Annotated in this window: 24 protein-coding genes; 7 read left to right on the forward strand and 17 right to left on the reverse strand. The window is 67.3% G+C overall.

Going from position 1 to position 20,043, the window contains the following annotated elements; all coding sequences use genetic code 11:
• From AC5P9L_RS07275 to AC5P9L_RS07330, 12 genes are all read right to left on the reverse strand, one after another.
• Window positions 1-339 carry a GPW/gp25 family protein gene (locus tag AC5P9L_RS07275; protein WP_005408332.1) on the reverse strand — a complete coding sequence of 113 codons (339 nt, stop codon included), beginning with the start codon at window positions 337-339 and terminating at the stop codon, window positions 1-3.
• Between the two features lie 52 nt (window positions 340-391).
• Window positions 392-982, reverse strand: a complete 591-nt coding sequence (locus tag AC5P9L_RS07280) for a phage baseplate assembly protein V (RefSeq protein ID WP_012479303.1) — start codon at window positions 980-982, stop codon at window positions 392-394.
• The gene (locus tag AC5P9L_RS07285) at window positions 979-1,533 is read right to left on the reverse strand and encodes a hypothetical protein (RefSeq protein ID WP_005412464.1); all 555 of its coding nucleotides are present in this window, start codon (window positions 1,531-1,533) and stop codon (window positions 979-981) included. The genes AC5P9L_RS07280 and AC5P9L_RS07285 overlap by 4 nt, the downstream gene beginning before the upstream one ends.
• A 353-nt stretch (window positions 1,534-1,886) precedes the next feature.
• Window positions 1,887-2,264 carry a hypothetical protein gene (locus AC5P9L_RS07290; protein ID WP_059033345.1) on the reverse strand — a complete coding sequence of 126 codons (378 nt, stop codon included), beginning with the start codon at window positions 2,262-2,264 and terminating at the stop codon, window positions 1,887-1,889.
• Entirely contained in the window at window positions 2,261-2,746 is a 486-nt protein-coding gene (locus tag AC5P9L_RS07295; protein ID WP_049459412.1) for a glycoside hydrolase family 24 protein, read from the reverse strand. Before AC5P9L_RS07295 ends, AC5P9L_RS07290 begins: the two co-directional genes overlap by 4 nt.
• Complete coding sequence (locus tag AC5P9L_RS07300; RefSeq protein WP_043033662.1) at window positions 2,743-3,093, reverse strand: hypothetical protein; 351 nt, start codon at window positions 3,091-3,093, stop codon at window positions 2,743-2,745. The genes AC5P9L_RS07295 and AC5P9L_RS07300 overlap by 4 nt, the downstream gene beginning before the upstream one ends.
• Complete coding sequence (locus AC5P9L_RS07305) at window positions 3,090-3,518, reverse strand: helix-turn-helix domain-containing protein (RefSeq protein ID WP_227415257.1); 429 nt, start codon at window positions 3,516-3,518, stop codon at window positions 3,090-3,092. The genes AC5P9L_RS07300 and AC5P9L_RS07305 overlap by 4 nt, the downstream gene beginning before the upstream one ends.
• A 355-nt stretch (window positions 3,519-3,873) precedes the next feature.
• Window positions 3,874-4,257, reverse strand: coding sequence for a hypothetical protein (locus AC5P9L_RS07310; protein ID WP_005408339.1), 384 nt, complete (start codon window positions 4,255-4,257; stop codon window positions 3,874-3,876).
• A 152-nt stretch (window positions 4,258-4,409) separates the two neighbouring features.
• A complete protein-coding gene (locus AC5P9L_RS07315; protein WP_227415258.1) occupies window positions 4,410-5,048 on the reverse strand; it encodes a deoxynucleotide monophosphate kinase family protein in 639 nt (212 codons plus the stop codon).
• A 41-nt stretch (window positions 5,049-5,089) separates the two neighbouring features.
• Window positions 5,090-5,317, reverse strand: coding sequence for a hypothetical protein (locus AC5P9L_RS07320; protein ID WP_005408341.1), 228 nt, complete (start codon window positions 5,315-5,317; stop codon window positions 5,090-5,092).
• Between the two features lie 74 nt (window positions 5,318-5,391).
• Window positions 5,392-5,667 (reverse strand): DUF7696 family protein, encoded by a 276-nt coding sequence (locus AC5P9L_RS07325; protein WP_227415259.1) that lies wholly within the window; start codon window positions 5,665-5,667, stop codon window positions 5,392-5,394.
• Window positions 5,668-8,004, reverse strand: coding sequence for a VapE domain-containing protein (locus AC5P9L_RS07330; RefSeq protein WP_227415260.1), 2,337 nt, complete (start codon window positions 8,002-8,004; stop codon window positions 5,668-5,670).
• 486 nt (window positions 8,005-8,490) lie between these two features.
• On the opposite strand from AC5P9L_RS07330, the gene AC5P9L_RS07335 reads away from it, so the two are divergent.
• From AC5P9L_RS07335 to AC5P9L_RS07355, 5 genes are all read left to right on the forward strand, one after another.
• Window positions 8,491-8,715, forward strand: coding sequence for a hypothetical protein (locus AC5P9L_RS07335; protein WP_005408344.1), 225 nt, complete (start codon window positions 8,491-8,493; stop codon window positions 8,713-8,715).
• Between the two features lie 11 nt (window positions 8,716-8,726).
• The gene (locus tag AC5P9L_RS07340) at window positions 8,727-8,981 is read left to right on the forward strand and encodes a hypothetical protein (protein ID WP_012479313.1); all 255 of its coding nucleotides are present in this window, start codon (window positions 8,727-8,729) and stop codon (window positions 8,979-8,981) included.
• Between the two features lie 211 nt (window positions 8,982-9,192).
• Window positions 9,193-9,579 carry a DUF2946 family protein gene (locus tag AC5P9L_RS07345; RefSeq protein ID WP_150359527.1) on the forward strand — a complete coding sequence of 129 codons (387 nt, stop codon included), beginning with the start codon at window positions 9,193-9,195 and terminating at the stop codon, window positions 9,577-9,579.
• A 128-nt stretch (window positions 9,580-9,707) separates the two neighbouring features.
• Entirely contained in the window at window positions 9,708-11,846 is a 2,139-nt protein-coding gene (locus AC5P9L_RS07350; RefSeq protein ID WP_227415261.1) for a TonB-dependent receptor, read from the forward strand.
• Window positions 11,847-11,857: 11 nt separating this feature from the next.
• On the forward strand, window positions 11,858-13,363 hold the full coding sequence (locus AC5P9L_RS07355) for a PepSY domain-containing protein (protein ID WP_227415262.1): 1,506 nt from the start codon (window positions 11,858-11,860) through the stop codon (window positions 13,361-13,363).
• Between the two features lie 9 nt (window positions 13,364-13,372).
• On the opposite strand, the gene AC5P9L_RS07360 is transcribed toward AC5P9L_RS07355, so the two are convergent.
• A complete protein-coding gene (locus tag AC5P9L_RS07360) occupies window positions 13,373-14,506 on the reverse strand; it encodes an MFS transporter (protein WP_227415263.1) in 1,134 nt (377 codons plus the stop codon).
• 11 nt (window positions 14,507-14,517) lie between these two features.
• On the reverse strand, window positions 14,518-15,294 hold the full coding sequence (locus AC5P9L_RS07365) for a DeoR/GlpR family DNA-binding transcription regulator (protein WP_111118000.1): 777 nt from the start codon (window positions 15,292-15,294) through the stop codon (window positions 14,518-14,520).
• Window positions 15,295-15,451: 157 nt separating this feature from the next.
• Here AC5P9L_RS07365 and smqnr point away from each other — a divergent pair, with 157 nt between their 5' ends.
• Entirely contained in the window at window positions 15,452-16,099 is a 648-nt protein-coding gene (gene smqnr, locus AC5P9L_RS07370) for a SmQnr family pentapeptide repeat protein (RefSeq protein WP_044569588.1), read from the forward strand.
• 3 nt (window positions 16,100-16,102) lie between these two features.
• Here smqnr and AC5P9L_RS07375 read toward each other — a convergent pair whose 3' ends face one another.
• Both AC5P9L_RS07375 and AC5P9L_RS07380 read right to left on the reverse strand, forming a co-directional pair.
• Window positions 16,103-16,777 carry a class I SAM-dependent methyltransferase gene (locus tag AC5P9L_RS07375; RefSeq protein WP_111118001.1) on the reverse strand — a complete coding sequence of 225 codons (675 nt, stop codon included), beginning with the start codon at window positions 16,775-16,777 and terminating at the stop codon, window positions 16,103-16,105.
• 87 nt (window positions 16,778-16,864) lie between these two features.
• The gene (locus AC5P9L_RS07380) at window positions 16,865-17,563 is read right to left on the reverse strand and encodes a glutathione S-transferase family protein (RefSeq protein WP_227415265.1); all 699 of its coding nucleotides are present in this window, start codon (window positions 17,561-17,563) and stop codon (window positions 16,865-16,867) included.
• A gap of 115 nt (window positions 17,564-17,678) precedes the next feature.
• On the opposite strand from AC5P9L_RS07380, the gene AC5P9L_RS07385 reads away from it, so the two are divergent.
• Entirely contained in the window at window positions 17,679-18,623 is a 945-nt protein-coding gene (locus AC5P9L_RS07385; protein ID WP_227415266.1) for a LysR substrate-binding domain-containing protein, read from the forward strand.
• On the opposite strand, the gene AC5P9L_RS07390 is transcribed toward AC5P9L_RS07385, so the two are convergent.
• Complete coding sequence (locus AC5P9L_RS07390; RefSeq protein WP_227415267.1) at window positions 18,562-19,941, reverse strand: aminotransferase-like domain-containing protein; 1,380 nt, start codon at window positions 19,939-19,941, stop codon at window positions 18,562-18,564. The two genes, AC5P9L_RS07385 and AC5P9L_RS07390, sit on opposite strands and share 62 nt — an antisense overlap.
• Between the last annotated feature and the right edge of the window lie 102 nt (window positions 19,942-20,043).

A 20,043-nucleotide genomic window follows, 5' to 3' on the forward strand; every position in this document is an offset into this window, starting at 1 on the left:
TTAGCGAACCTCGATTCCTTCGATGGTGATGGCCTCGCCGTCCGGCAGGTGGATCCCGGTCACTGCCAGGATCATCACGCCGGGGGCGGGGAGGGAGACGTCGACGTTCTCGACGTGGAGACGCGGTTCCCATCGCGCCAGCGCGTCGACGGTGGCCGCGATCAGGTCCATGCGCAGCGAGCGGTTGGTCGGCGCATCGATCAGTTCGAATACGCGTGAACCGTATTCGCGGCGCAGTACGCGGGAGCCAAGGGGCGTGGTGAGAATGTCACGCACGGACTGGTGCAGATGGGCGAGCCCATCCAGTGATTTGCCGGTGTTGGCGTCGATTCCTCGCATGGCCTCTATCGTCGTGGAGTGCGGTTTTTCAGGGCATTGCAGGCGTGGCCGCTCAGGCCTGGGCCGGCGTGGTCGGGGCGGTTGGGCCCTGTGCGGTGTGCGTGTGTGCCTTCAGGCCGATGGCACCGGCCTTGACCTCGCCCGGTGTGCTGATGTCCTTGCCGGCGCTGATCGCGCCGCTGACATCCAGATCGCCGGTGGCCTTGATCGAGGGTGTATCGAGCACGATCGATTCGCTGGCGATCACCTGTGCATTCGCGCAGGTGACGATGACCTTGCCGCTGCCGACATGGACGTTGAGCGTGGTGGTTTCCTGGTCGTACTCGACGCTGCTGCCGTCGGCGAACTCGGTGCGCTGCCGCAGGCGCGAGTCGGCCGGCGGCGGAAAGCGGTCCTGGTACAGGCTGCCGAGTACCAGCGCCTGGCCCGGGTCGCCATAGGGGCACGCCAGTACGACCTGCTCGCCGGGTTCGGGTGCGCACCAGCTGCGCATGCCCGGTCCGGCGCGGCGCTCCAGCCAGGGAATCCAGTCGGTAAGCATGCCGTCGGCATCGACGCGAACGCGTCCGTTTGCCTCGTCCAGTTCGCGTACCACACCGATCATCAGCAGGTTGCCGATCAACCGCGCGTGTTCGGCGCTCATGGTGCGCGCTCCGGCAATGGCTGGTAGCGGGACTCATGGACGCGGCCGATCTCCGGCGCGAAGCTGTAGCACGCCTGCGGCACCACGCCGCCAGCGTCGTCCCAAGGGTTGTCGCCCAGCGCGACCGGCAGTGACCACTCGACGATCCAGGTGCGCAGGCCCGGCTGTGCCGCCGCGGGGTCTTCCGGCAATGCTGCAATCACATCGATCGCACCGCTGGCAACGCCGGGGAAGCGGCCGAGCTGGTGCAGCCAGGTCGCCAGGGCGAGGGCCGCGTTGCGCAGCTGCAGCGCTGTGGTTGCATCGGTCGCCGGCAGCGCAATGCGCGCTTCGAAGCGAAGCGTGGCCTGCAGCAGGCCACTGCCATCATTGTTGTCCCTGCTGCGGTCACAGCGGGTCATCGCCAGCAGACAGGCCGGCAGGGGCATCCCCTCAGCGTTGGCCTCGCGATGGAACTCGACGCTTGCAAACCCCGGAAAGCGTGCGCGGATAGCGGCTTCGATCGCGGCAATCAGCGGATCGAGCGTGGGAGGGAAGGAATCGTTCGCCATGTCAGCTCATGCAGGGAAGGAAGGAGGGACGTAGCGCTGCAAGGCGCGCACGGTCTGCAGCCAGTGTTGCCATCACCGCAGTGAGGCGGCATTGCAGGCGTGGCCTTGTCCGGAAGGCTCAGTGCGTGGGAGTGGCACTGCTGCCGCAGTCGGCGGGTGCTGCCGGCGCGGCGCCATTGATGGTGACGCCGCGCTGGCTGCCGAGGCTGCACAGCAGCGCACTCAGCTGGTCGGCCAGCGCGTGGTACTGCTGTGCGACCGCAACGTGATTGCGCAGCAGCGCGTCATCGCTGGCTGCGTGCAGGTCCGGCAGGCGGGGTGGGGGAAGCAGCTGGGCAGGTGCGATGCTGAGGTCAGCGCGGCAGGGCGTGGCCGGCGTTGGCCTCGCGCCAGATGCGCACGAACTCAGCGTCAGCGTCGCCGCGATCACGACCAGGAGTCTTGGCATGGGTCTCGATGTCCCGTTGCAGGGTGTTGAACTGTTCGGTGTGCCGGGCCTGGTGGGCCAGGCGCTGTGATTCGGCCTGCGCGCCTGCGGCGCTGTTGGCGAGGGCCTGCTGGTGCGCGCGCTGGACTGCATCGGTGCGGGCCTCCTGCTGCGCTGCCCGGGTGGTGGCAACGGCAAGGTCCGCAGTGCGGTCGCGCAGGGTCCATCCCAGCCAGGCGCAGCTCGCGTGGCTACCGGCAAGGACCAGCAACCCGATGCCCAACCTCAGTCCCGCGGGCGTCACTGCAGGGCTCCGCCGGCGGCACGGTACGCCGCGCGCAGTGTTTCCAGTGCGTGCTCCTTCTGGCCGTAGCCGGCGCCCGGCAGCGATGCCCAGATGCGCCGGGCCGCGGTGACGGCGGCATCGAAGCGTCCCAGCCGGATCAGCTCGTAGGCACCGCACTGTTTCAGCAGGGCGACTGCTGCACGGTCCTGGGAGACTGGCCCGAAGTCAGGCAGGCCCAGTCGCGCGCGCAGGTCGTCCCAGGTGCTGCGCAGGAACTGGTAGCGGCCGGCGGCGCTGGATTTGATGCCGTAGCGCGGCAGCGACACCAGCACGCGGGGATGGTCGCGGTAGTCGGTGAACAGCTGGCCACCGACGATGACGTCGTAGCCGCGGTCACGCGAACGCTGGCTGGGTATATCGGTGCCTTCGGACACCGCCAGCATGTCCAGGAACGCAGCAACGTTGGTGCCACCGAGGGCGCTGGCTGCAGCGGCGGTCATGCGGCGGCCCCCGGCTGCTTGCGCACCAGGGCCAGCAGGGCGTCTATCTGTACGCTCTGCTGGGCGATCTGTGCACGCAGGGCGCTGACTTCACCGCGCAGCTGCCCGATCTCCTGGGCCATTGCCTCGCGCTCGTGCATCAGCCCATCAGCGCGTGTACGTTCGGCCGCGAGCTGTTCCTGCAGGGTGCGCAGGGTGTTGCTGGTGGCTTCATCGGCGGTGCGGTCGACCTTGGCCGACGACAACCACTGGCGCAGCCACAGCGACACCGCGATCAGCACGCCCGAGGTCCCGCCCAGGTACTTGGCCCAATCCGGCACGCCGGCCAGCAGGTCGCTCTCGTTCATGCGCGTGCGTATCCCTTGAGCAGGGCCGGGTGGACAGCCGGTGGCAACGCGATGCGCGCACCGCGCAGGGCGCGCTTGATGGTGGTCTGTGAGACGCCGAACTCACGCGCAACATGGTCGCGTGGCATGCCGCTGGCGACCGCGCGGGCAATCTGTTCACGGCGTTCGTGCGCGCCGGCAGCGAAGCAGGATGCCAGGAACAACAGTTCGCCGCCGAAGTGCGCGACCAGCCGCTGGGCGACGTCGTGGCCAAGGATGTCGATCAGCCGGTGCTGGTCGGGCAGGGTGGAGGGGACGTAGACGATGACGCGGTGACGGCCGGTGGTGCTGGAGGTGGTCGGCGGCCAGGCACGCACCAGCGTGAGGGCTGCGGATTCGCCGATGACCTCGGCCAGGGTCTGGATGCTGTCGGGCAGGGCGTTCATGGAGGATGTCTTCAATGGCATTGATCTCCACTGTTGCCATCCCGCATGACCAGTCAACACCTTTCATCTACTTTTATATCGGTGCGCTGAAGACGTTCAGTCGTGCGTGAGGAGGGGGGAGGAGCACGACACGCCTGCTTGCAGTGAGCCGAATCCGCTTGCTCTGGCCGCTGGTGTTTTCCTGTACATCCGTACTCGTTGTCCTCACCTGGCAGGAACAGAGGCAGATCAAGGGGATGGGGCAGGTGCAGGGTGAGGACGGCCACCTGCCACACAGCCTCATGCGCCGTGTACTGGCCGGAAACGAAAAAGCCCCGGACGATGCCGGGGCTTCAGGACTGCAGGGGGCGCTGGATCAAAGATCGAACACCAGGTTGCCGCCGGTCTTGCGGGGGATGTACCCGGCGTCGCGCAGCCAGCGTGCCGCGTTGACCTGGTCCATGCGCTTGACCGGGAAGCGGTTGGCGAACATCAGGAAGCGCGCCACGGTGATCGACTCGCCCTTGCCCTTCAGGGCCGCAAGGGTTTCGACGAACCATGGCGCGGGCGGCTGCTGGTTGCCCGGGCGGGCCACGGTACGCGCCTGCTGGGCGCTGCCAGCGCCTGCCCGGGCAGTGGCCAGCGTGCACAGCGAGATGAAGATCGCATCCAGGCTCACGGTGTCCTTGCTGCCCTTGGGCTGGGACTTGAACAACTCGATGGCCTTCAGGCGCGTCGACGTGAACTGTTCGACCTCCATGGCGTTTCCTCTTTGCGAAATGGGTTGGGGATGCAGGGTGACGACAGGTGTCGTCGGTGATGGGGGATGACCTTACATCATTTTCGCCGATGATGGGTCGGGGCCTGCGCTGGGTTCGGGGGATGGACCGGATGGCGGGCCGGCATTCCGGATCAGATCACACCGCGCGAACGCAGCTGGTCCAGCGATCTGCGGACCAGATCGGCCGCGGTGCTGTCATTGTCGACTTCGATGTCGACCAGCTCATGCGGCAGCGGCTGCTCGCTGGCATGAGGGTCGCTGCTGCGATGGCCTGGGCGATTGACGCGGATCACGACACCACCACGACGCCGGATCGCGCGGGCCTCATTGGCGAAGCGGACGTCGGGTACCAGCCCGCCCTCGGGCAGGCGTGCGAACAGCGAGCGTACCCACAGCTCGGGATGGACGCGGTCACGCCCCCACTCGGTACCGGCGGTCTGCATCAGGTGGCGCGGGGTGAGTTCGGCCAGCCAGTCGATGGCGTCCTCCTTGCGGCTGTCCAGTTCGTGCAGGGAGAGCCCGAGGAGGGAGGCGACCAAGTGCCGCAGTGGGCCCGCGAAGCTGTCGCACGGCAGTGACAACGCCGACGCCAGTCCATTGGCGAGTGTGTCCTTGCCCGAGCGCTTGCTGCCGGCGATGCCGATGTAGAGCGGCACACGAGAGCGTGGCGCCGGCCGCAGGGCAACGCTGCCCAGTCCAGGGCCGGCACGGAACGCGGCCAGTGTGTCGGCAATCAGGCGATGACCGCTGTCGAGGGAGGCGGGAATCATGCGGAATCTACTCCTGGAGAAATGCGGCAGGTGCCGGAGGATCAGGAATCGCGACCGACGACGCTGCGGGCGCGGAGGATGCGCTGGGTGATGCGCCCTCCCCGGGCCGCTGCGGCGATCGGGTCAAAGCACAACATGGCGGTGCGGGTACGCCGGCCGGCAGCAAGGTGGTCGCGGATGGTCCGCTCCGACAGCACCGGTACCCGCTGGTGGATCTGCTGCACGGTCAGCTGCTCACCTTCGAAGGCATGCAGTCGGGGACGGGGCATGGCGGAAGCGCTCCTGAAAGGTGGCGGGCCGATACCTGCATCTTGCCCCTGCAGATGCTCCTAGTCAACACCTTTCATCTACTTGCGTCATGGTGCGGTTGGGCGGGCGGGCTGGCGATCCACAGCCGCAATGCCGCTGCTGCCAGACGCTCACGCTCAACCGGGCCGCGTGCGGCCAGGACTCCCTCGAGATACTGTTGGCGGTGCCGGCGCGGACTGACCGTCGTCCAGCGCCCGTCGGTGCCCATGCGCCGGTAGCCGTCCAGTTGCAGCAGGCGACGTGCTTCGCAGTGCAGGCGCCAGTCGCCGCTGCTGCTGTCAACGTCGCGACCATCATGGATGCGTGGCATCTAGAACGGGCCTGCCGCATGCTCGGCGAGAGTGCGTCTGCGCTCTGGCATCAGCCAGACTTTGGCGCGTTCCTTGCCCACCACGCGGGTGCGTACGCCATGGCGTTTGACCACGTAGGCGGCCGCCTCGTTCACCTCGCGACGGTTGGGCTTGTCGATGCCCACCGCGATGACGATCTCTGTGGCGCGGTAATGCGCGCTCCAGTGTTCGGCAGGGAGCGACCAGTCGAAATGGCGATCGATCAGTTCGGCGATCGGCGAGATGGGCTCGTGTTCGCTGTTGGTGGCATTGAGCGCATCCAGTTCCTCGGCACTCAAGTGCCAGGTCTCGCCACTGCAGTACAACGCATGGGCCTCAGCCCAGACCTGCTGCATGTCGATCCGCGCCGGTTCGCCCAGCGCCACGGCGTGCACGGTCCACCAGCGGGTGTTGCCGGTGGCATCGCGGAGGAAGCGTTCGTCGTTGACACTGGCAAACAGGATGGTGCGCCGCGCATAGCGGGATTCGGTGCGCGCGTAGGGGCGACGGATCTCGTCATGGCTGCGCGAGATGAATGATTTCAGTGCCGCGATATCGGTACGGCGGAAGGTGGCATCGACTTCGCCCAGCTCGACGATCCATCTGGAGATGACCTGCTTGACGCTGTCCTTGTTGGCCGGATCCAGCACCACCCCGTCGGCGATCAGTTGCAGCTCTACCGGCGCCAGCTGCCGCGCCCAGCGTGTCTTGCCCAGGTTCTGTTTCGAGACGAACGTCAGCACGCCGCGCGCGACCACGCCATCGGGCTCAAACGCCGCGGCCACGCCGGAGATCAGCCAGCGCCGCATCAGGACTTCCTTCAGCACGCGGCCGTCGGCCATGTGCGTGGGCTTGGCTTCCTGCACGGTATCGAAGAACGCCTGCAGGCGGGACTGGCCATCCCACGGCCGTGAGGTGATCCAGCTGGCGACCGGGTTGTAGGGATTGGCCTCGGCCACCTGGCACAGGTTGGTCTCGAAGCTGGCGGTGGCCATGCCAGCGCGGTGCATGCAATCCATCACTTCGCCCGCCGCGACCTCCTTGGCGTTGTCCACGGTCGTCTGCAGCCCAGGGACCAGAATCTCCAGATCCTTGCGGATGACGTTGTAGCGCACGGTCACACCGGTACGACGGCACAGCTCGGCCAGGTTGCGGGCGGTTGGCAACGGCCGCCCGCGCGCGTTGGTATCGGGAAACGGGGTGAAGGCATCGAATGCGGACAGGTTGCCCGGCACCTGGTAGCGCGCGCTGGCCGATGACGGCGCATCGTCCAGCGCCACGTCGTCGCCCCCTGCCGGCGGCATGGGGGGCAACAACTGGGCACGCACGGTGTCCAGCCCCTCGCGCAGATGCAGGTCGTTGAAGTCGGTAGGGCGGTCATCGTCGCCATGCAGCGCGGCGAACTCGGGCCAGACCACGCGGGCATCGATGTCCGCGGCAGCCTGCGTGGCCAGGGTGACGCCAGGGTTGTCCAGCGGCTGCCGCGTCCACTGATCGTTGTCGGCACACAGCACGAATGACGCGTCCGGCATGGCGCCGCGCCAGGCTCGGGCGACCGCGCCAAGGTTGCCTGCATCCCAGGCCACCACCACGCACCAGCCCGTGGCCTGGTGGATGGATCCGGCGGTGGCATAGCCCTCTGCAATGGCGATCGGCTGGCCGGTAACCGGCTTGCCGATGACATGGAAGCAGCCCTGCTTGCGGCCACCGGAAAGGAAGTCCTTGTCGCGGCCAAGTGCTGGATCCACGCGGGGAAAGATCGCCTGCAACGAGACGATACGGCCCGCGCTGTTCATCACCGGTACCAGCAGGGCGCTGTCGATGTGGCGGAAGACAAGGCCATCGCTGTTGCGCACCGGCCATGGCGCCACACGCAGGCCATGTGCGTGGATGCCCTTGCGTACGAGATACGGGTGGTGGGCATCGGCAGGAATGGCACGGTTCCACAGCACGTTGGCCGCCTTGGCGGCGGCGTCCTCGCGTTCGCGCTGATGCCGTTCGCGCTCGCTGCGGGCCGCCTCCTGGCGTTGCCTGATGGCACGCTGCTCGGCGGCGCTCAACGCGGTCGGCGATTTCGCGCACCAAGCATGGCGGGTGCCGGTCCGCCAGCTGCCGAACTCGCCGGCCGGCACGTGGTCTCCAAACAACACCGCCCAACCATTGCGCGTGCCACGACGGTCGCCTTCCACATGGAAGCGCACCAGCGTGCCATCGGCGTTGAGCGCGTCGCGGCCGCGCGCGTCCGGCACGATGCCGTGCGCGTGCATGGCCTGCAGGAACGCGGGAACGATGTCCTGCGTGGGATGCGGTGTGTGCATTCGACAAGGCCCCTGGGAACGTGGATCGGTCCACGGCGGCCGATGGCGGCCAACGTGCTGTGCAGTGTCCGGCGTGCGCAGGTCACGCAGCGGCCGACCGACGCAGTGTGGTCAGGATGTGATGGGAGTGGTGACACGGTCATGGTGTCGGAACAGGGCTTCATTTGCAACACCTTCCAGCACCTTGCATCCCTGACTGCGATGGCGCCACCCAGTACGCGTTGGATCTGCGATGGCGTTCGCAGATCACTGTGATCGTGCCGATGCGTCGCAGTTGGCGAGAACCGGTTTTCGGATGATGCGATCGCCGTCAACGACGGCCCATCGTTTCTCTCCATCGCGCCTTCGGGCGCCCGTGCACAAGGAGCCTGCATGCCTGAAATCCACTGCAACCACGAACGCCGATCCGCCGCGGAATCCGCGTCGTTGACCGTCGTTGCGACGTTCTCAACCGGTGCGACCACCCCTCGATAAAATACAACCCGCATGACGGACACCATCGACGAAGCGCAGGAAATGGAAGCGCGCCACCTGCAACGCGCCCTGGCCCAGCACGCAACGCGGGCCAGCAACGTTGCCCCTCTCACTCCCATGGGGGAATGCCACAACCCGGACTGCAGCGAGGACTTCGACAACGATCCGGCAAGACTGTTCTGCGGGCCTGCCTGTGCCGAGCGTTTCGAAGCCATCCATCAACACCGCAACGCATAGGAACAGGGGACATGTCTCTGAACAGCAACGACGCTGGCTTCACCGAACGCATCGCCGGTTTATCGGCCGAGCTCGCCGTGCTGGTGAGCCTGGTGGAGAACCACATCCATCTGCAGCTGGCTGATCTGGCCGACTCGGGTGATGTGGATGCACAGGAGCGATTTGCGGTAGCCGATCCGGAGCGCTGGTTGGAGAACGCCCGCAACAGCCTGCAGGCGGGTTTCATGTTCCTGGAGCGCGCGGTGCAGCAACCGGCGCGGTTCTAGTCATCCGGTGCGGGGGCGGAAGGGGCCGGCCAGGCTGCCTTCCGTCCCCCTCGGGCAGTGGACGATCCCCTGCGCTGGAGGCTGCGTCATAACGTCGCACTGGCCGCCGGGCAACCCTGAACGTGGTCCAAGGTTGACCGCAGGCCCGTAGAATGGCCGGGTGCGTCGTTCTGTCCTCCACCGCCGGTTCCAGACCCTGGCATGGCTAGCCATGCTGCTGGTGCTGCTTGCCCCGCTGGTGAGCCGCTGGCTGGCGCATGGTCACGTTGCAGCGGCTGTGCCGGTAGCGGCGATGGACCATTCCCAGCATGCGCAGCATGCGATGGAGGGCCATCACGACCACCACGCGATGGCGATGCAGCAGGGCGAGGTCTCAAAGAAGCCGCCCGCCGATCCACACGCCGAGCATGAGATGGGCGTGGACTGCGACTACTGCCTGATCGCCGCGCGGCTGATCACCCTGCTGGTGGCGGCATTGCTGCTGTTGGCGCCGATGGTATCGATATGCCGTGCGCTGCGTGGTGCAGTGCAGGCGTTGCCGCAGCGGGTCAGCGGCACATTGGGAGCGCGCGGGCCACCGGTCTTCATGGCTGTCTGAGCCACACGCGCGGTGCATTGATCTTTTTTCATGAGGTTGCCGGCCACGGCCGGTGCCCGCACGCGCGTGTTTGTCCCTTTCTGATTGCTGCCCTGCCATTGCGGGGTGGCCTTGCATGCCGTGAAAAAATGAAAACGAACTCCAACTCCGCGCGCCTGCGCCGGGCGACGCTGCCTGTCCTGTGCGCGCTGCTCCTGGATTCCGCGCCCCTGCTGGCCGCCGACGCGGCACCTCCGACCACGCTGGATACCGTGCGGGTGGTCGATACCCGCAGCGGTGAACTGTCTTCCACCGCCAGCGCCGGGTCTGCGCTGGGCCTCAGCGTGCTGCAGACGCCAGCAAGCCTGACCGTGATCTCGCGCGAACAGCTGGAGCAGCGTGGCGACACCAACCTCAACGATGCGATCAGCCGGGCTGGCGCGATCAGCGCCATGCCGCACCCAGGCAATGGTCTGAGTGCGCTGTCCAGCCGTGGCTTCACCGATGGTGCCTCGGTGATGCGCCTGTACGACGGGCTGCGCCAGTACGGGGGCGTGGGCATCACCTTCCCGTTCGATACCTGGTCGATCGAGCGCATCGAAGTGCTGCGCGGGCCGGCTTCGGTGATCCATGGCGACGGTGCGATCGGCGGCGTGATCAACATCGTGCCGAAGAAGCCCACGCGTGGGGCAATCGAGAACGAGATCAGCGCAACCGTGGGCAGCGAGGACACCGCACGCCTGGGCTTCGGCAGTGGCGGCGCGCTGACGCCCGAGCTGGCCTACCGGCTGGATGTGAGTGGCAACTACAGCGGTGGCTGGGTTGATCGCGGGCGCAGTAGTGATGCCACCTTCTCCGGCGCACTGCTGTGGCAACCGCGTGCGGATCTGCAGCTGACCCTGACCCATGCGCAGGGCCACCAGAAGCCGATGCGCTACTTCGGTACGCCCCTGGTGGATGGCCGACAGTTGGACGCACTGCGCCACCGCAACTACAACGTGGAAGACAGCGACATCCGCTACCGCGACCGCTGGACCCAGCTCGATGCGCTGTGGACGCCGAACGCAAGCGTCGAATGGCGCACGCGCCTCTACCAGATCGACAGCCAGCGCGATTGGCGCAATGCCGAAGCCTACGTCTACAACCGCGCTACCGGCTTGATCGATCGCTCAGGCAATACCGAGATCACCCACGACCAGGACCAGACCGGGTTGACCTCGACGCTGAGGGTACAGGGGAACATTGCGGGCCTGGCCAACAGCTTCGCGGTGGGCCTGGACGCCAACCGCGCGCACTTCAAGCACACCAACAACACCTATGCCGGCAGCTCGGGCCCGGTCGATCCGTTCGATCCGGTGCCGGGCCAGTTCACCAGCGACGCGCCGAACCTGCCGCGCTACCGTAATCGTACCGAGCAGTACGCGCTGTTCGTGGAAGACCGCTTGGCGCTGAGCGAGCGCTGGTCGGTGCTGGGTGGGCTGCGCCACGACCGCGCGCGCATTGATCGTACCGATCTGATCAGCGGCCAGAACGCGTTCTCGAAGACCTACCGCAGCACCGGCTGGCGTGCAGGCACGGTGTTCGCGTTGCGGCCGACGCTGAGCCTGTATGCGCAGTACTCGCAGGCGGCGGACCCGGTCAGTGGCCTGTTGATGATCAGCCCCGCCAACGGTGCCTTCGACCTGGCCAAGGGCCGGCAGATCGAGGTGGGCCTGAAGCAGGCCTTCGATGGCGGCGAGTGGACGCTGGCGGCGTACCGCATCCGCAAGACCGGGCTGCTCAGCCGCGATCCGCTGGTGCCGGATCGCCGCGTGCAGGTGGGCGCACAGACCTCGCGTGGCATTGAGGCGTCCTTGAACTGGAACTTCGCGCCGCGCTGGTCGCTCGATGCCAATGCCACGGTGCTGAAGGCCGAGTTCGAGGACTTCCTGGAAACCACCGGTTCGCCGGCGGTGCTGGTGTCGCGTGATGGCAACGTGCCACCGAACGTGGCCGAGCGCCTGGCCAATGTGTGGCTGAGCTGGCAGTTTGCACCGGACTGGAGTGCGGCGGGCGGCGTGCGTTACGTCGGCAAGCGCTACGCCGACAACGCCAACACCTTGGAGCTGCCCGGCTACAGCACCACCGACCTGGCACTGACCTGGCAGGCGGCACCGCGCACGCGGCTGTCGGCGCGGCTGTTCAACGTGTTCGACAAGGCGTACTACGCCACCGCGTACTACACCAGCACGCAGTGGCTGCTGGGTGCGGACCGGCGCGTCGAATTCACCGTCGATCATCGCTTCTGAGGAGGCTGGCGATGACGTTGCGATCCACCGCCAAGCGCTGGACCTATCTGGTGCACCGCTGGCTGGGCATCGGCGGATGCCTGCTGATGTTGCTGTGGTTTGTCAGCGGCATGGTGATGCTGTTCGTCGGCTACCCGAAGTTGACGCCCGGCGAACGGCTGGCGGCGTTGCCGGTGCTGGGTGATGCAAGGGATTGGCGAGGACTGTCGGCGCTGCCGGATGCTGTACAGGCCGAGCCGGAAGCCGTGGCCCTGACCACGGTAGGCGGTGAAGCGGCGTATGTGGTGCGCAGCGGCAGCAACGTCGGTGCGTGGTCGGTACGGACCGGCCAGGCGCTGCTGCCGGTTTCCGCCCAGCGCGCCGAAGCGGCGGCCGCGCAGTTCGCCGGTGGGCAGGCCTTCGTTGGTGCGATGCGCGTGGATGAGGACCGCTGGACCCATTCGCGCTCGCTGGATGCGCATCGGCCGCTGTACCGGGTTGAAGTGGGCGGTGCGCAGCCGGGGGATGTGTATGTGTCCTCGCACACCGGCGAAGTGGTGCTGGACGCGCCGCGCGTGCAGCAGCGCTGGAATTACGTGGGTGCGTGGCTGCACTGGCTGTACTTCCTGCGCATGCAGTCGGTCGATCCGGTGTGGACGTGGGTGGTGATCGTGCTGTCCGCGCTGTGCACGGTGGCGGCGATCAGCGGCATCGTGGTGGGTGTGTGGCGCTGGCGTTTCCGTGGGCACTACCGTTCGGGTGCGAAGACGCCATACGTCGAACCATGGATGCGCTGGCACCATCTGATCGGGTTGGTGACTGCGGCCTTCGTATTCACCTGGATCTTCAGCGGGCTGATGTCGATGAACCCGTTGGGCGTCTTCAGCAGTACGCGCGAAGCGATCGACAGCGGACGCTATTGTGGCGGCGCGGTAGCGGTGGATGGCGCGCTGGGTGAATCGGCGGCGCTGCTGGCGGCCGTTGACGACGCGCGCTTCAAGCCGGTGGAGATCCAGTGGCGACGCATCGGTGGTGAGCTGTTCGCGGTGTTGCTGGACGGGCAGGGCGAGACCCGCATTGTGTCCGGCAGTGATGGTCATCTGCAGGTTGCGCGGTTGCTGCCGGCCGCATGGCTGCAGCAGAAGGTGCGGGCGTTGTCCGATGCGCCCGTGCAGGGGTACTGGGTCCAGCATGCAGCGGATGCGTACTTCTACCCGCGTGCACCGGAAGCCATGAACGGCGCAGCGGTACGCCGCTTCCCGGTGGCGGTGGCTGATTTCGGCGATGCCGAGGCGACGCGGGTCTACCTCGATCTGGCCACTGGCGACCCGTTGCTGACGATGGGGCGTCGCGAGCGCGTGGGTCGCTGGCTGTTCTACTTCCTGCACAGCTGGGACCTGCCGGCGATGCTGCGTCAGGACATCGCCCGGCTGGCGGTGTTGCTGCTGCTGAGCCTGGCTGGCGCTGCGTTGTGTGCAACGGCCACGGTGATCGGCTACCGCCGGTTGCGGATGAAACTGCGGCGCAGGCGGCGCTGATGCCTTGGACTAAACCCGCAGCCAACGTGTGGACGCGGCCACCAGCAACAAGGCCGTGGCCACACCGATGAACGCACTAATCAGACCGAAATGATTGGCGGCAAAGCCGATCAACGCCGGTCCGGCAAGGATGCCGGCAAAGCCCAGCGTGGAAACGGCGGTGATGGCCAGCGCGCCGGGCATGCGGGTCTGGTGGCCGGCCAGCGAGAACAGCGCGGGCGCGATGTTGGCGCAACCGAGGCCGACCAGCACATAGCCCGCCAATGATGCCTGCCACGGCGTGACCAGGGTCAGCACCAGCACGCCGGCAGCGGCGAGCAGCGCGCCGAACACGATCGCGCGCTGGCGGCCCACGCGTGCCACCAGTGCATCGCCGAACAGGCGCGCGACCGTCATGGTCAGGGTGAAGGTCACATAGCCGATACCTGCCAGGCTGGCATCGACGCGACGTACATCGCTGAGGAACACCGCGCTCCAGTCGAGCATCGCACCTTCGCCGAGGAAGGCGACGAACGCCAGCACGCCGATGAACAGCACGATGCCATGCGGCAGGGCCAGCATCGGTGTGTCGTGTGGCATGCGTTCGCTGTGCCAGTACGTCGCCGACAACAGCATCACCAGCAGCATGGTGCCGACACCGATCAGCACCGATGCCAAGGGCGGCAACTGTGCGGACAGCAGCACGGTCATGGTGGCCGCGCCGAGGAAGCCGCCGATGCTGAAGAAGGCATGGAAGCCAGACATCATCACGCGCCGTGCTTCGCGCTCGACGATGACGGCCTGCACGTTCATCGTGCAGTCCATCGCACCCACGGCCGCACCGAACACGAACAGCACCACGCCCAGCGTCCAGGCCGAACCCGCCAGGGCCAGGCCGGGCACGGTCAGGCAGATCAGCAGGCTGCTGGCCACCATCACCCGGCGGCAACCGAGGCGTGCGGCCAGCACGCCGGACAAGGGCATCGCCAGCAGCGAGCCGGCACCGAGGCAGAGCAGCACCAGCCCCAGCGTGGCGTCATTGATCCCGGTGCGCGCTTTGGCGAATGGCACCAGGGTGGCCCACAACGCGGTGGCGAAGCCGGGAATGAAGAACGCAGCGCGGGTCGCGTGCTGTTCGGCACGCGCGCGGTTGGCAAGGGACATGAGCAGTACGGTCAGGGAGGCGTGGGGTGCACCGCGATACCGGCGGCGTGGAAGCGCGCCGCCAGTGCGGGTGGTGCCGATGTGGTGAGCACCAGATCGTCGATCTCGTCCAGGCTGGCGATCTGCCAGTTGCCGCGGGCACCGAGCTTTTCAGTGGTGGCGGCGACGATGACGCGGCTGCTGCAGGCCACCATCGCACGCTTCAGCGTGGCCTCTTCCGAATCCATTGCCCACACACCGGTGTCGCCGTCCACCGCGCAGGGGCCGGGCAGGTACACGTCGGCACGCAGGCGCTGCACCTGGGCCAACGCCTCGGCACCGACCGCACCGCCACCGCTGGCCAGGCGCCCGCCGATCAGCTGCACTGAAGTGCCTTCGAGCATGCTGGCGGCGGTGGCGATCTGCGGGGCATTGGTGATCACCGTCAGCCCGAGAGCGGCCGGCAGCTGCTGGGCGATCGCCAGATTGGTCGAACCGGCATCGAGCAGTACCACCTGGCCGGGTTGCAGCAGCGCGCAGACGCGGGCGGCCAGCTCGGCCTTGTCGCCGCGGTCGCGGGTCAGGCGCTCGCGCAGCGGCCGTTCCTTGGGCGGCGGCAGCACGGCGCCGCCGTAGACGCGCTGGCACAGGCCCTGGGCGGCGAGCTCGCGCAGGTCGCGGCGGATCGAATCTTCGGAGACGGCATAACGGCGCGCCAGTTCGGCGGCGACCACGCGGCCCTGCTGGCGCAGCTCCTCGAGGATCTGCCGGGTGCGCTGGGCGGGTAGGGGGCTGGGGTCGGCGCTCATGCCGCAAGTCTGCACGTTCGTGCATAATCATGCAACAACATGCATTGGTCGGGAGGGCACAGGGCGGCTGGACTGCCGGTGAACCCGCCCGCCCCGGGGTCTATGGATCGGCCTCGCGGCCCGGCATCATGGCGGGGCACTTGGCATGGAATCCCTGATGTCTCCCACCGTTCACCGCAAGCTGCGCATCGGCGCGGACCAGTACACCGGCCAGAAAGTGGTCGACCAGCAGTTCCACGAGTGCGATTTCTCCGGTGCGGACCTGACCGGCACCGAGTTCATCAACTGCAGTTTCTACGATGCCGACAGCCGCGCCGGCTGCCGCTTCAATGGCGCCACGCTGAAGGAAGCCAGTTTCCGCAGCTGCGATATCAGCATGTGCCATTTCAATTTCATCAAGGCGCTGGGCCTGGAGATCAGCGAGTGCCGTGCGCAGGGCGCGGATTTCAGCAACGCCAGCTTCATGAACCAGATCACCACGCGCAGCTGGTTCTGCAGCGCGTTCATCAAGAAGTCGAACCTGCGCTATGCCAATTTCTCGCGGGTAACGCTGGAAAAGTGCGAGCTGTGGGAAAACCGATGGGATGGCGCGAATGTGAGTGGCGCCAGCTTCGCCGGCTCGGACCTGTCCGGCGGCCAGTTCGAGGGCATCGACTGGAACAGCGCCAACTTCACCGACTGCGACCTGACCAACTCGGAGCTGGGTGAGCTGGACCTGCGCAGCACCAACCTGCGTGGTGCCACGCTGGACGTGCAGCAGGTGGCGCTGTTGATGCAGCGCATCGGCATCACCGTGGTGCCGTAGGCATCACCCGGCGTACGCCACCCAGCCCTTGAAGCTGAAGCCTGCGTAGAACAGCTCCACGCCGTCGAAGCCGGCCTCCTGCAGCAGCGCCACTTCCTGTTCGGGGGCCAGCAGCGGCAGCCGCTCGGCAATGGCCTCGATCGCGTGCTGTGCATCGGCGTGGGCAACGCCCGAGGCTTCGGCGAACGCTGCGTAGCGCTGCAACCAGCGCAGCTTGCCGGCCGGTTCCTGCGGCACGCTGTGGTGGGCCACAACCAGCGGCGCGCCGGGCTGCAGGCGCCGGTGCAGCTCGCGCAACGTGTGCAGGCGCTGCCCGGCATCGAGGAAGTGCAGGGTCAGCAGGCAGCTGGCCCCATCGAAGCGCAGATCGGGCGCATCGTCGATGTAGCCTTCCAGCAGTTGCACGCGCGGCATCAGCGGACCCAGTGTCTGCTCGGCCAGGGCCAGCATCGGCGCGGCCGGATCCATGCCCAGCAGCTGCCAGCCCGGCTGCGCTTCGGCAAAAGCCTTCAGCTCCAGCCCGCCACCGGCGCCCAGCACCAGCACACGGCCCTGCGCGGGAACGCGTTCGGCCAGCAGCAGGCGGCTCATCTGCTGCAGGGCGAGGAAGCCGGGCACCTGGCGCAGCGGCGCTTCGGCATAGCGGGCCACCGCCTGCGGAACGGAGAACGTGGACATGCGCGGATTCCTGCGGCGGGGGACATACCACTGTAGCGCGGCGCGCAAGAGGCATTGCTCGCCGCTGCCACACGGGCAGGACAGGGCTCAGGCCGCTGCTGCCTCAAGCACGTCTTCCAGCCGCACCTCGCCGAGGAAGCCACCGCTGCTGGTTGCCGGCTGCTGCGCTTCGATGGCGTGGGCGAACTGCACGCCGGCGTCGTCCTGCAGGCGCTCGAACAGCTGCTGCACCCTGGGGAACTCGCGACGATCGACCACCTGGTGATAGTCGTTCCAGCGCGCGATGCCGGCGAAGTAGGCATCGGCAAAGCTGCGCTGTTCGCCCAGCAGCCACGGGCCCGTGCCGATCATCTGCTCCAGCGCCTGGTGGGCGTGGCGCACCTTGGTGGTGCCATAGGCACGCAGCGCCTCGCCGTCATCGCCTTGCGCATGCTCCAGTGCGTGCCAGAGCGGCGCGTAGGCACCGAAGAAACTGGTGTTGAGATAGGCCAGCCGGTGGTTGAGGTGATCGAAGCCGGGCGTGCCCTGTGCGAAGCCCAGCCCCTGCGCGATGCCCTTCGCGGCCAGGTGGTTGAGGATGGCCAGGCTCTCGCTGAGCAGCTCGCCCTGCGCGGTGCGCAGGGTCGGGGTTTCACCCAGCGGATTGAGGCGGCGGTAGTCTTCGCTCTGCACCTGGCCGGGCATGTCGATGCGGCACAGGTGATACGGCTGGCGCAGCCATTCCAGGGCGACGATGGAGCCGAACGAGCAGCCCGAGGGCACGCCGTAGAAGAGGGTCGGGGTCATGGCAGGTTTCCGGTTCAAGCCGCGATGCGGCGGGTGAGGAAAGCGTGCCTGCGTGGACATTGCCCCGGAAGCCGCTTGAATGGCATCCTGAAGTCCACATCTGTGGACGTTGCGCATGCTCAACCTCAACGATCTGGCCCTGTTCGTGACCGCGGTGGAGCAGGGCGGGTTCGCTGCAGGCGGGCGCCATCTGGGCCTGCCGCGCTCGACCCTGAGCAAGCGCGTGGCGCTGCTGGAAGAACAGCTCCAGGTGCGGCTGCTGCAGCGCAGTTCGCGCCGCTTCGCATTGACCGAGGTCGGTCAGGAGTTCTTCGAGCGCGCACGCGCAGCGTTGTCCGAGGTCGAGGCCGCCGAGGCCATTGTCCGCGACCGCCAGGCCGAACCCAGCGGCACCGTGCGGATCAGCGCTTCGATTCCGGTGGTGCAGGGCGAGCTCGCCGCGTGCCTGCCCGCGTTGGCCCGCCGCTATCCACGGCTGCGTATCGAAGTTGAAGTGAGTGATCGTTTCATCGACCTGGCGCAGGAAGGCATCGACATCGCCCTGCGCAGCCACTTCGGTCCGCTGCCGGATTCCGGGTTGGTGCAGCGCATGCTCGGTAGCGAACGCATCGTGCTGGTGGCGTCCCCTGGTTATCTGGCAGCCGCGCCGGCAGTGGACACGCCCGAACAGCTACGCGCGCATGCCGGCCTGCTGACCGCGCGCCATGCAACGCGCTGGACGCTGCACGGCGCCGATGCCCACACCGTGCAGGTGGAGCCGCAGGTGGCGCTGGTCGGCAATGAATCGCAGCTGCTGATCGCGGCGGCAGAAGCGGGTCTTGGCATCACCGTGCTGCCACACAGCCTGTGTGCTGCGGCCATCGCCGCCGGCCGCCTGCAGCAGGTGCTGCCGGCATGGCATGCCGGCGAAGTCACCACCAGCGTGTTGCTGCCGCATCGCCGCGGCCAGTTGCCGGGCGTGCGCGTGGTGGTGGATGCGCTGGTCGCGCATTACCAGCTCAACACAGCGCGCGCGCCAGTACCTGCCAGATCCTCGGGTCCTGGCACTGCGAAACGTTGAAACGCACATAGTCGGCCGCGCGCTGCGATTGGCTGAAGGCATTGCCCGGCGCCAGCACGATGCCTTCGCGCAGGCATTGCCGCGCCAGTGCGGCGGCGTCGCGGCCATCGGGCAGCTGGCACCACAGGAACAGGCCGGCTTCCGGCTGCAGCCACGGCGTGATACCCAGCGTCTGCAGTTTCCGCAGTGTGTGCCGGCGTGCATCGGCCAGCCGCGAACGTATCGACTGCATGTGGCGGCGGTAACCGCTGTCGGTCAGCGCGATGTGCATCAACTGCGCGGCCAGATGGCCACCACCGAAGCTGGTCGCCAGCTTCAGGTCGGTCAATGCCTCTATCCAGTCGTGGCGCGCGGCGATGTAGCCGCAGCGCGAGGCTGCCGACAGCGTCTTGGAGAAACTGCCGACGTGGATCACCCGTGACAGTCCATCGAGCGCGGCCAGCCGCGGTGCCGGCTGCAGTTCGAAGTCGGCGAAGATGTCATCCTCGATGATGATCAGTTCGCTGCGTTCGGCCAGGCCCAGCAGGCGGTGTGCGGTGCTCGCGGAAAGCACCGCGCCGGTCGGGTTGTGCAATCCGGAATTGGTGATGTACAGCCGCGGCGAATGTGCCTGCAGGGCCTGCGCGAACGCCTCCAGGTCCGGGCCGCTGTGCGTGTACGGCACGCCGATGGCCTGCACCTGGTGCGCCTTGAGCAGCGCGTGGTAGTTGAAGTAGCTCGGGTCATCGACCAGCACGCAGTCGCCGGGCTTGAGCAGGAAACGGCAGAGCAGATCGACCGCGTGCGTACCGGATTCGGTCAACAGGATCTGCTCCACCGGTGCATCAATGCCAAGCGTGGCGCTGCGCCTTTGCAGCAGCTGGCGCAACGCGGGCAGCCCGAGCGGGGCGGCGTAGTCCACCAGTTGCATGGCATCGGCACGCGCCAGCCGGCGCAGGCCGCGGCGCACGCCATCGTGATACAGCCAGTCACTGGGCATCCAGCCGCACCCTGGCTTGAGGTCGCCCGCGGGCGTTTCCAGCGATTGCCGTGATACCCACAGCGGATCCACCGCGCGATCCAGCCGCGGCTCCATTTCGGCCAGCGCCAGCGGTGCGGCCGGGCCACTGACGTAGAAGCCCGAGCCTGCGCGCGCACTGATCAGGCCTTCGGCCGCCAGGCGCTCGTAGGCCTCGACCACGGTGGAGACTGAAACTCCCATCGTCGCAGCCTGCGCACGTACCGAAGGCAGGCGGGAGCCGGGGCCATCCACCCGTGCACTGATCCGGGTGCGGACGGTCTGGATGACCGATTCGATGCGGGTAAGCGGACGCGGCATGGCGGAACCGTAGTGGAAGTGTGGGCAGTACAGTTACTTGCGACTGTACTGGATTGTAGCTGGGGTCGTCCCGCGCCGGATGCTTCCATGCAGGTCCAGCCG

Source organism: Stenotrophomonas sp. YJH_SMC_64, from assembly GCF_059371375.1.

Excerpts from the sequence above, each read along its gene's own strand:
- AC5P9L_RS07275 (WP_005408332.1), bottom strand. The coding sequence starts at position 339 with ATGCGAGGAATCGACGCCAACACCGGCAAATCACTGGATGGGCTCGCC.
- AC5P9L_RS07280 (WP_012479303.1), bottom strand. The coding sequence starts at position 982 with ATGAGCGCCGAACACGCGCGGTTGATCGGCAACCTGCTGATGATCGGT.
- AC5P9L_RS07285 (WP_005412464.1), bottom strand. The coding sequence starts at position 1,533 with ATGGCGAACGATTCCTTCCCTCCCACGCTCGATCCGCTGATTGCCGCG.
- AC5P9L_RS07295 (WP_049459412.1), bottom strand. The coding sequence starts at position 2,746 with ATGACCGCCGCTGCAGCCAGCGCCCTCGGTGGCACCAACGTTGCTGCG.
- AC5P9L_RS07300 (WP_043033662.1), bottom strand. The coding sequence starts at position 3,093 with ATGAACGAGAGCGACCTGCTGGCCGGCGTGCCGGATTGGGCCAAGTAC.
- AC5P9L_RS07305 (WP_227415257.1), bottom strand. The coding sequence starts at position 3,518 with ATGAACGCCCTGCCCGACAGCATCCAGACCCTGGCCGAGGTCATCGGC.
- AC5P9L_RS07310 (WP_005408339.1), bottom strand. The coding sequence starts at position 4,257 with ATGGAGGTCGAACAGTTCACGTCGACGCGCCTGAAGGCCATCGAGTTG.
- AC5P9L_RS07315 (WP_227415258.1), bottom strand. The coding sequence starts at position 5,048 with ATGATTCCCGCCTCCCTCGACAGCGGTCATCGCCTGATTGCCGACACA.
- AC5P9L_RS07320 (WP_005408341.1), bottom strand. The coding sequence starts at position 5,317 with ATGCCCCGTCCCCGACTGCATGCCTTCGAAGGTGAGCAGCTGACCGTG.
- AC5P9L_RS07325 (WP_227415259.1), bottom strand. The coding sequence starts at position 5,667 with ATGCCACGCATCCATGATGGTCGCGACGTTGACAGCAGCAGCGGCGAC.
- AC5P9L_RS07330 (WP_227415260.1), bottom strand. The coding sequence starts at position 8,004 with ATGCACACACCGCATCCCACGCAGGACATCGTTCCCGCGTTCCTGCAG.
- AC5P9L_RS07335 (WP_005408344.1), top strand. The coding sequence starts at position 8,491 with ATGACGGACACCATCGACGAAGCGCAGGAAATGGAAGCGCGCCACCTG.
- AC5P9L_RS07340 (WP_012479313.1), top strand. The coding sequence starts at position 8,727 with ATGTCTCTGAACAGCAACGACGCTGGCTTCACCGAACGCATCGCCGGT.
- AC5P9L_RS07345 (WP_150359527.1), top strand. The coding sequence starts at position 9,193 with ATGCTGCTGGTGCTGCTTGCCCCGCTGGTGAGCCGCTGGCTGGCGCAT.
- AC5P9L_RS07350 (WP_227415261.1), top strand. The coding sequence starts at position 9,708 with ATGAAAACGAACTCCAACTCCGCGCGCCTGCGCCGGGCGACGCTGCCT.
- AC5P9L_RS07355 (WP_227415262.1), top strand. The coding sequence starts at position 11,858 with ATGACGTTGCGATCCACCGCCAAGCGCTGGACCTATCTGGTGCACCGC.
- AC5P9L_RS07360 (WP_227415263.1), bottom strand. The coding sequence starts at position 14,506 with ATGTCCCTTGCCAACCGCGCGCGTGCCGAACAGCACGCGACCCGCGCT.
- AC5P9L_RS07365 (WP_111118000.1), bottom strand. The coding sequence starts at position 15,294 with ATGAGCGCCGACCCCAGCCCCCTACCCGCCCAGCGCACCCGGCAGATC.
- smqnr (WP_044569588.1), top strand. The coding sequence starts at position 15,452 with ATGTCTCCCACCGTTCACCGCAAGCTGCGCATCGGCGCGGACCAGTAC.
- AC5P9L_RS07375 (WP_111118001.1), bottom strand. The coding sequence starts at position 16,777 with ATGTCCACGTTCTCCGTTCCGCAGGCGGTGGCCCGCTATGCCGAAGCG.
- AC5P9L_RS07380 (WP_227415265.1), bottom strand. The coding sequence starts at position 17,563 with ATGACCCCGACCCTCTTCTACGGCGTGCCCTCGGGCTGCTCGTTCGGC.
- AC5P9L_RS07385 (WP_227415266.1), top strand. The coding sequence starts at position 17,679 with ATGCTCAACCTCAACGATCTGGCCCTGTTCGTGACCGCGGTGGAGCAG.
- AC5P9L_RS07390 (WP_227415267.1), bottom strand. The coding sequence starts at position 19,941 with ATGCCGCGTCCGCTTACCCGCATCGAATCGGTCATCCAGACCGTCCGC.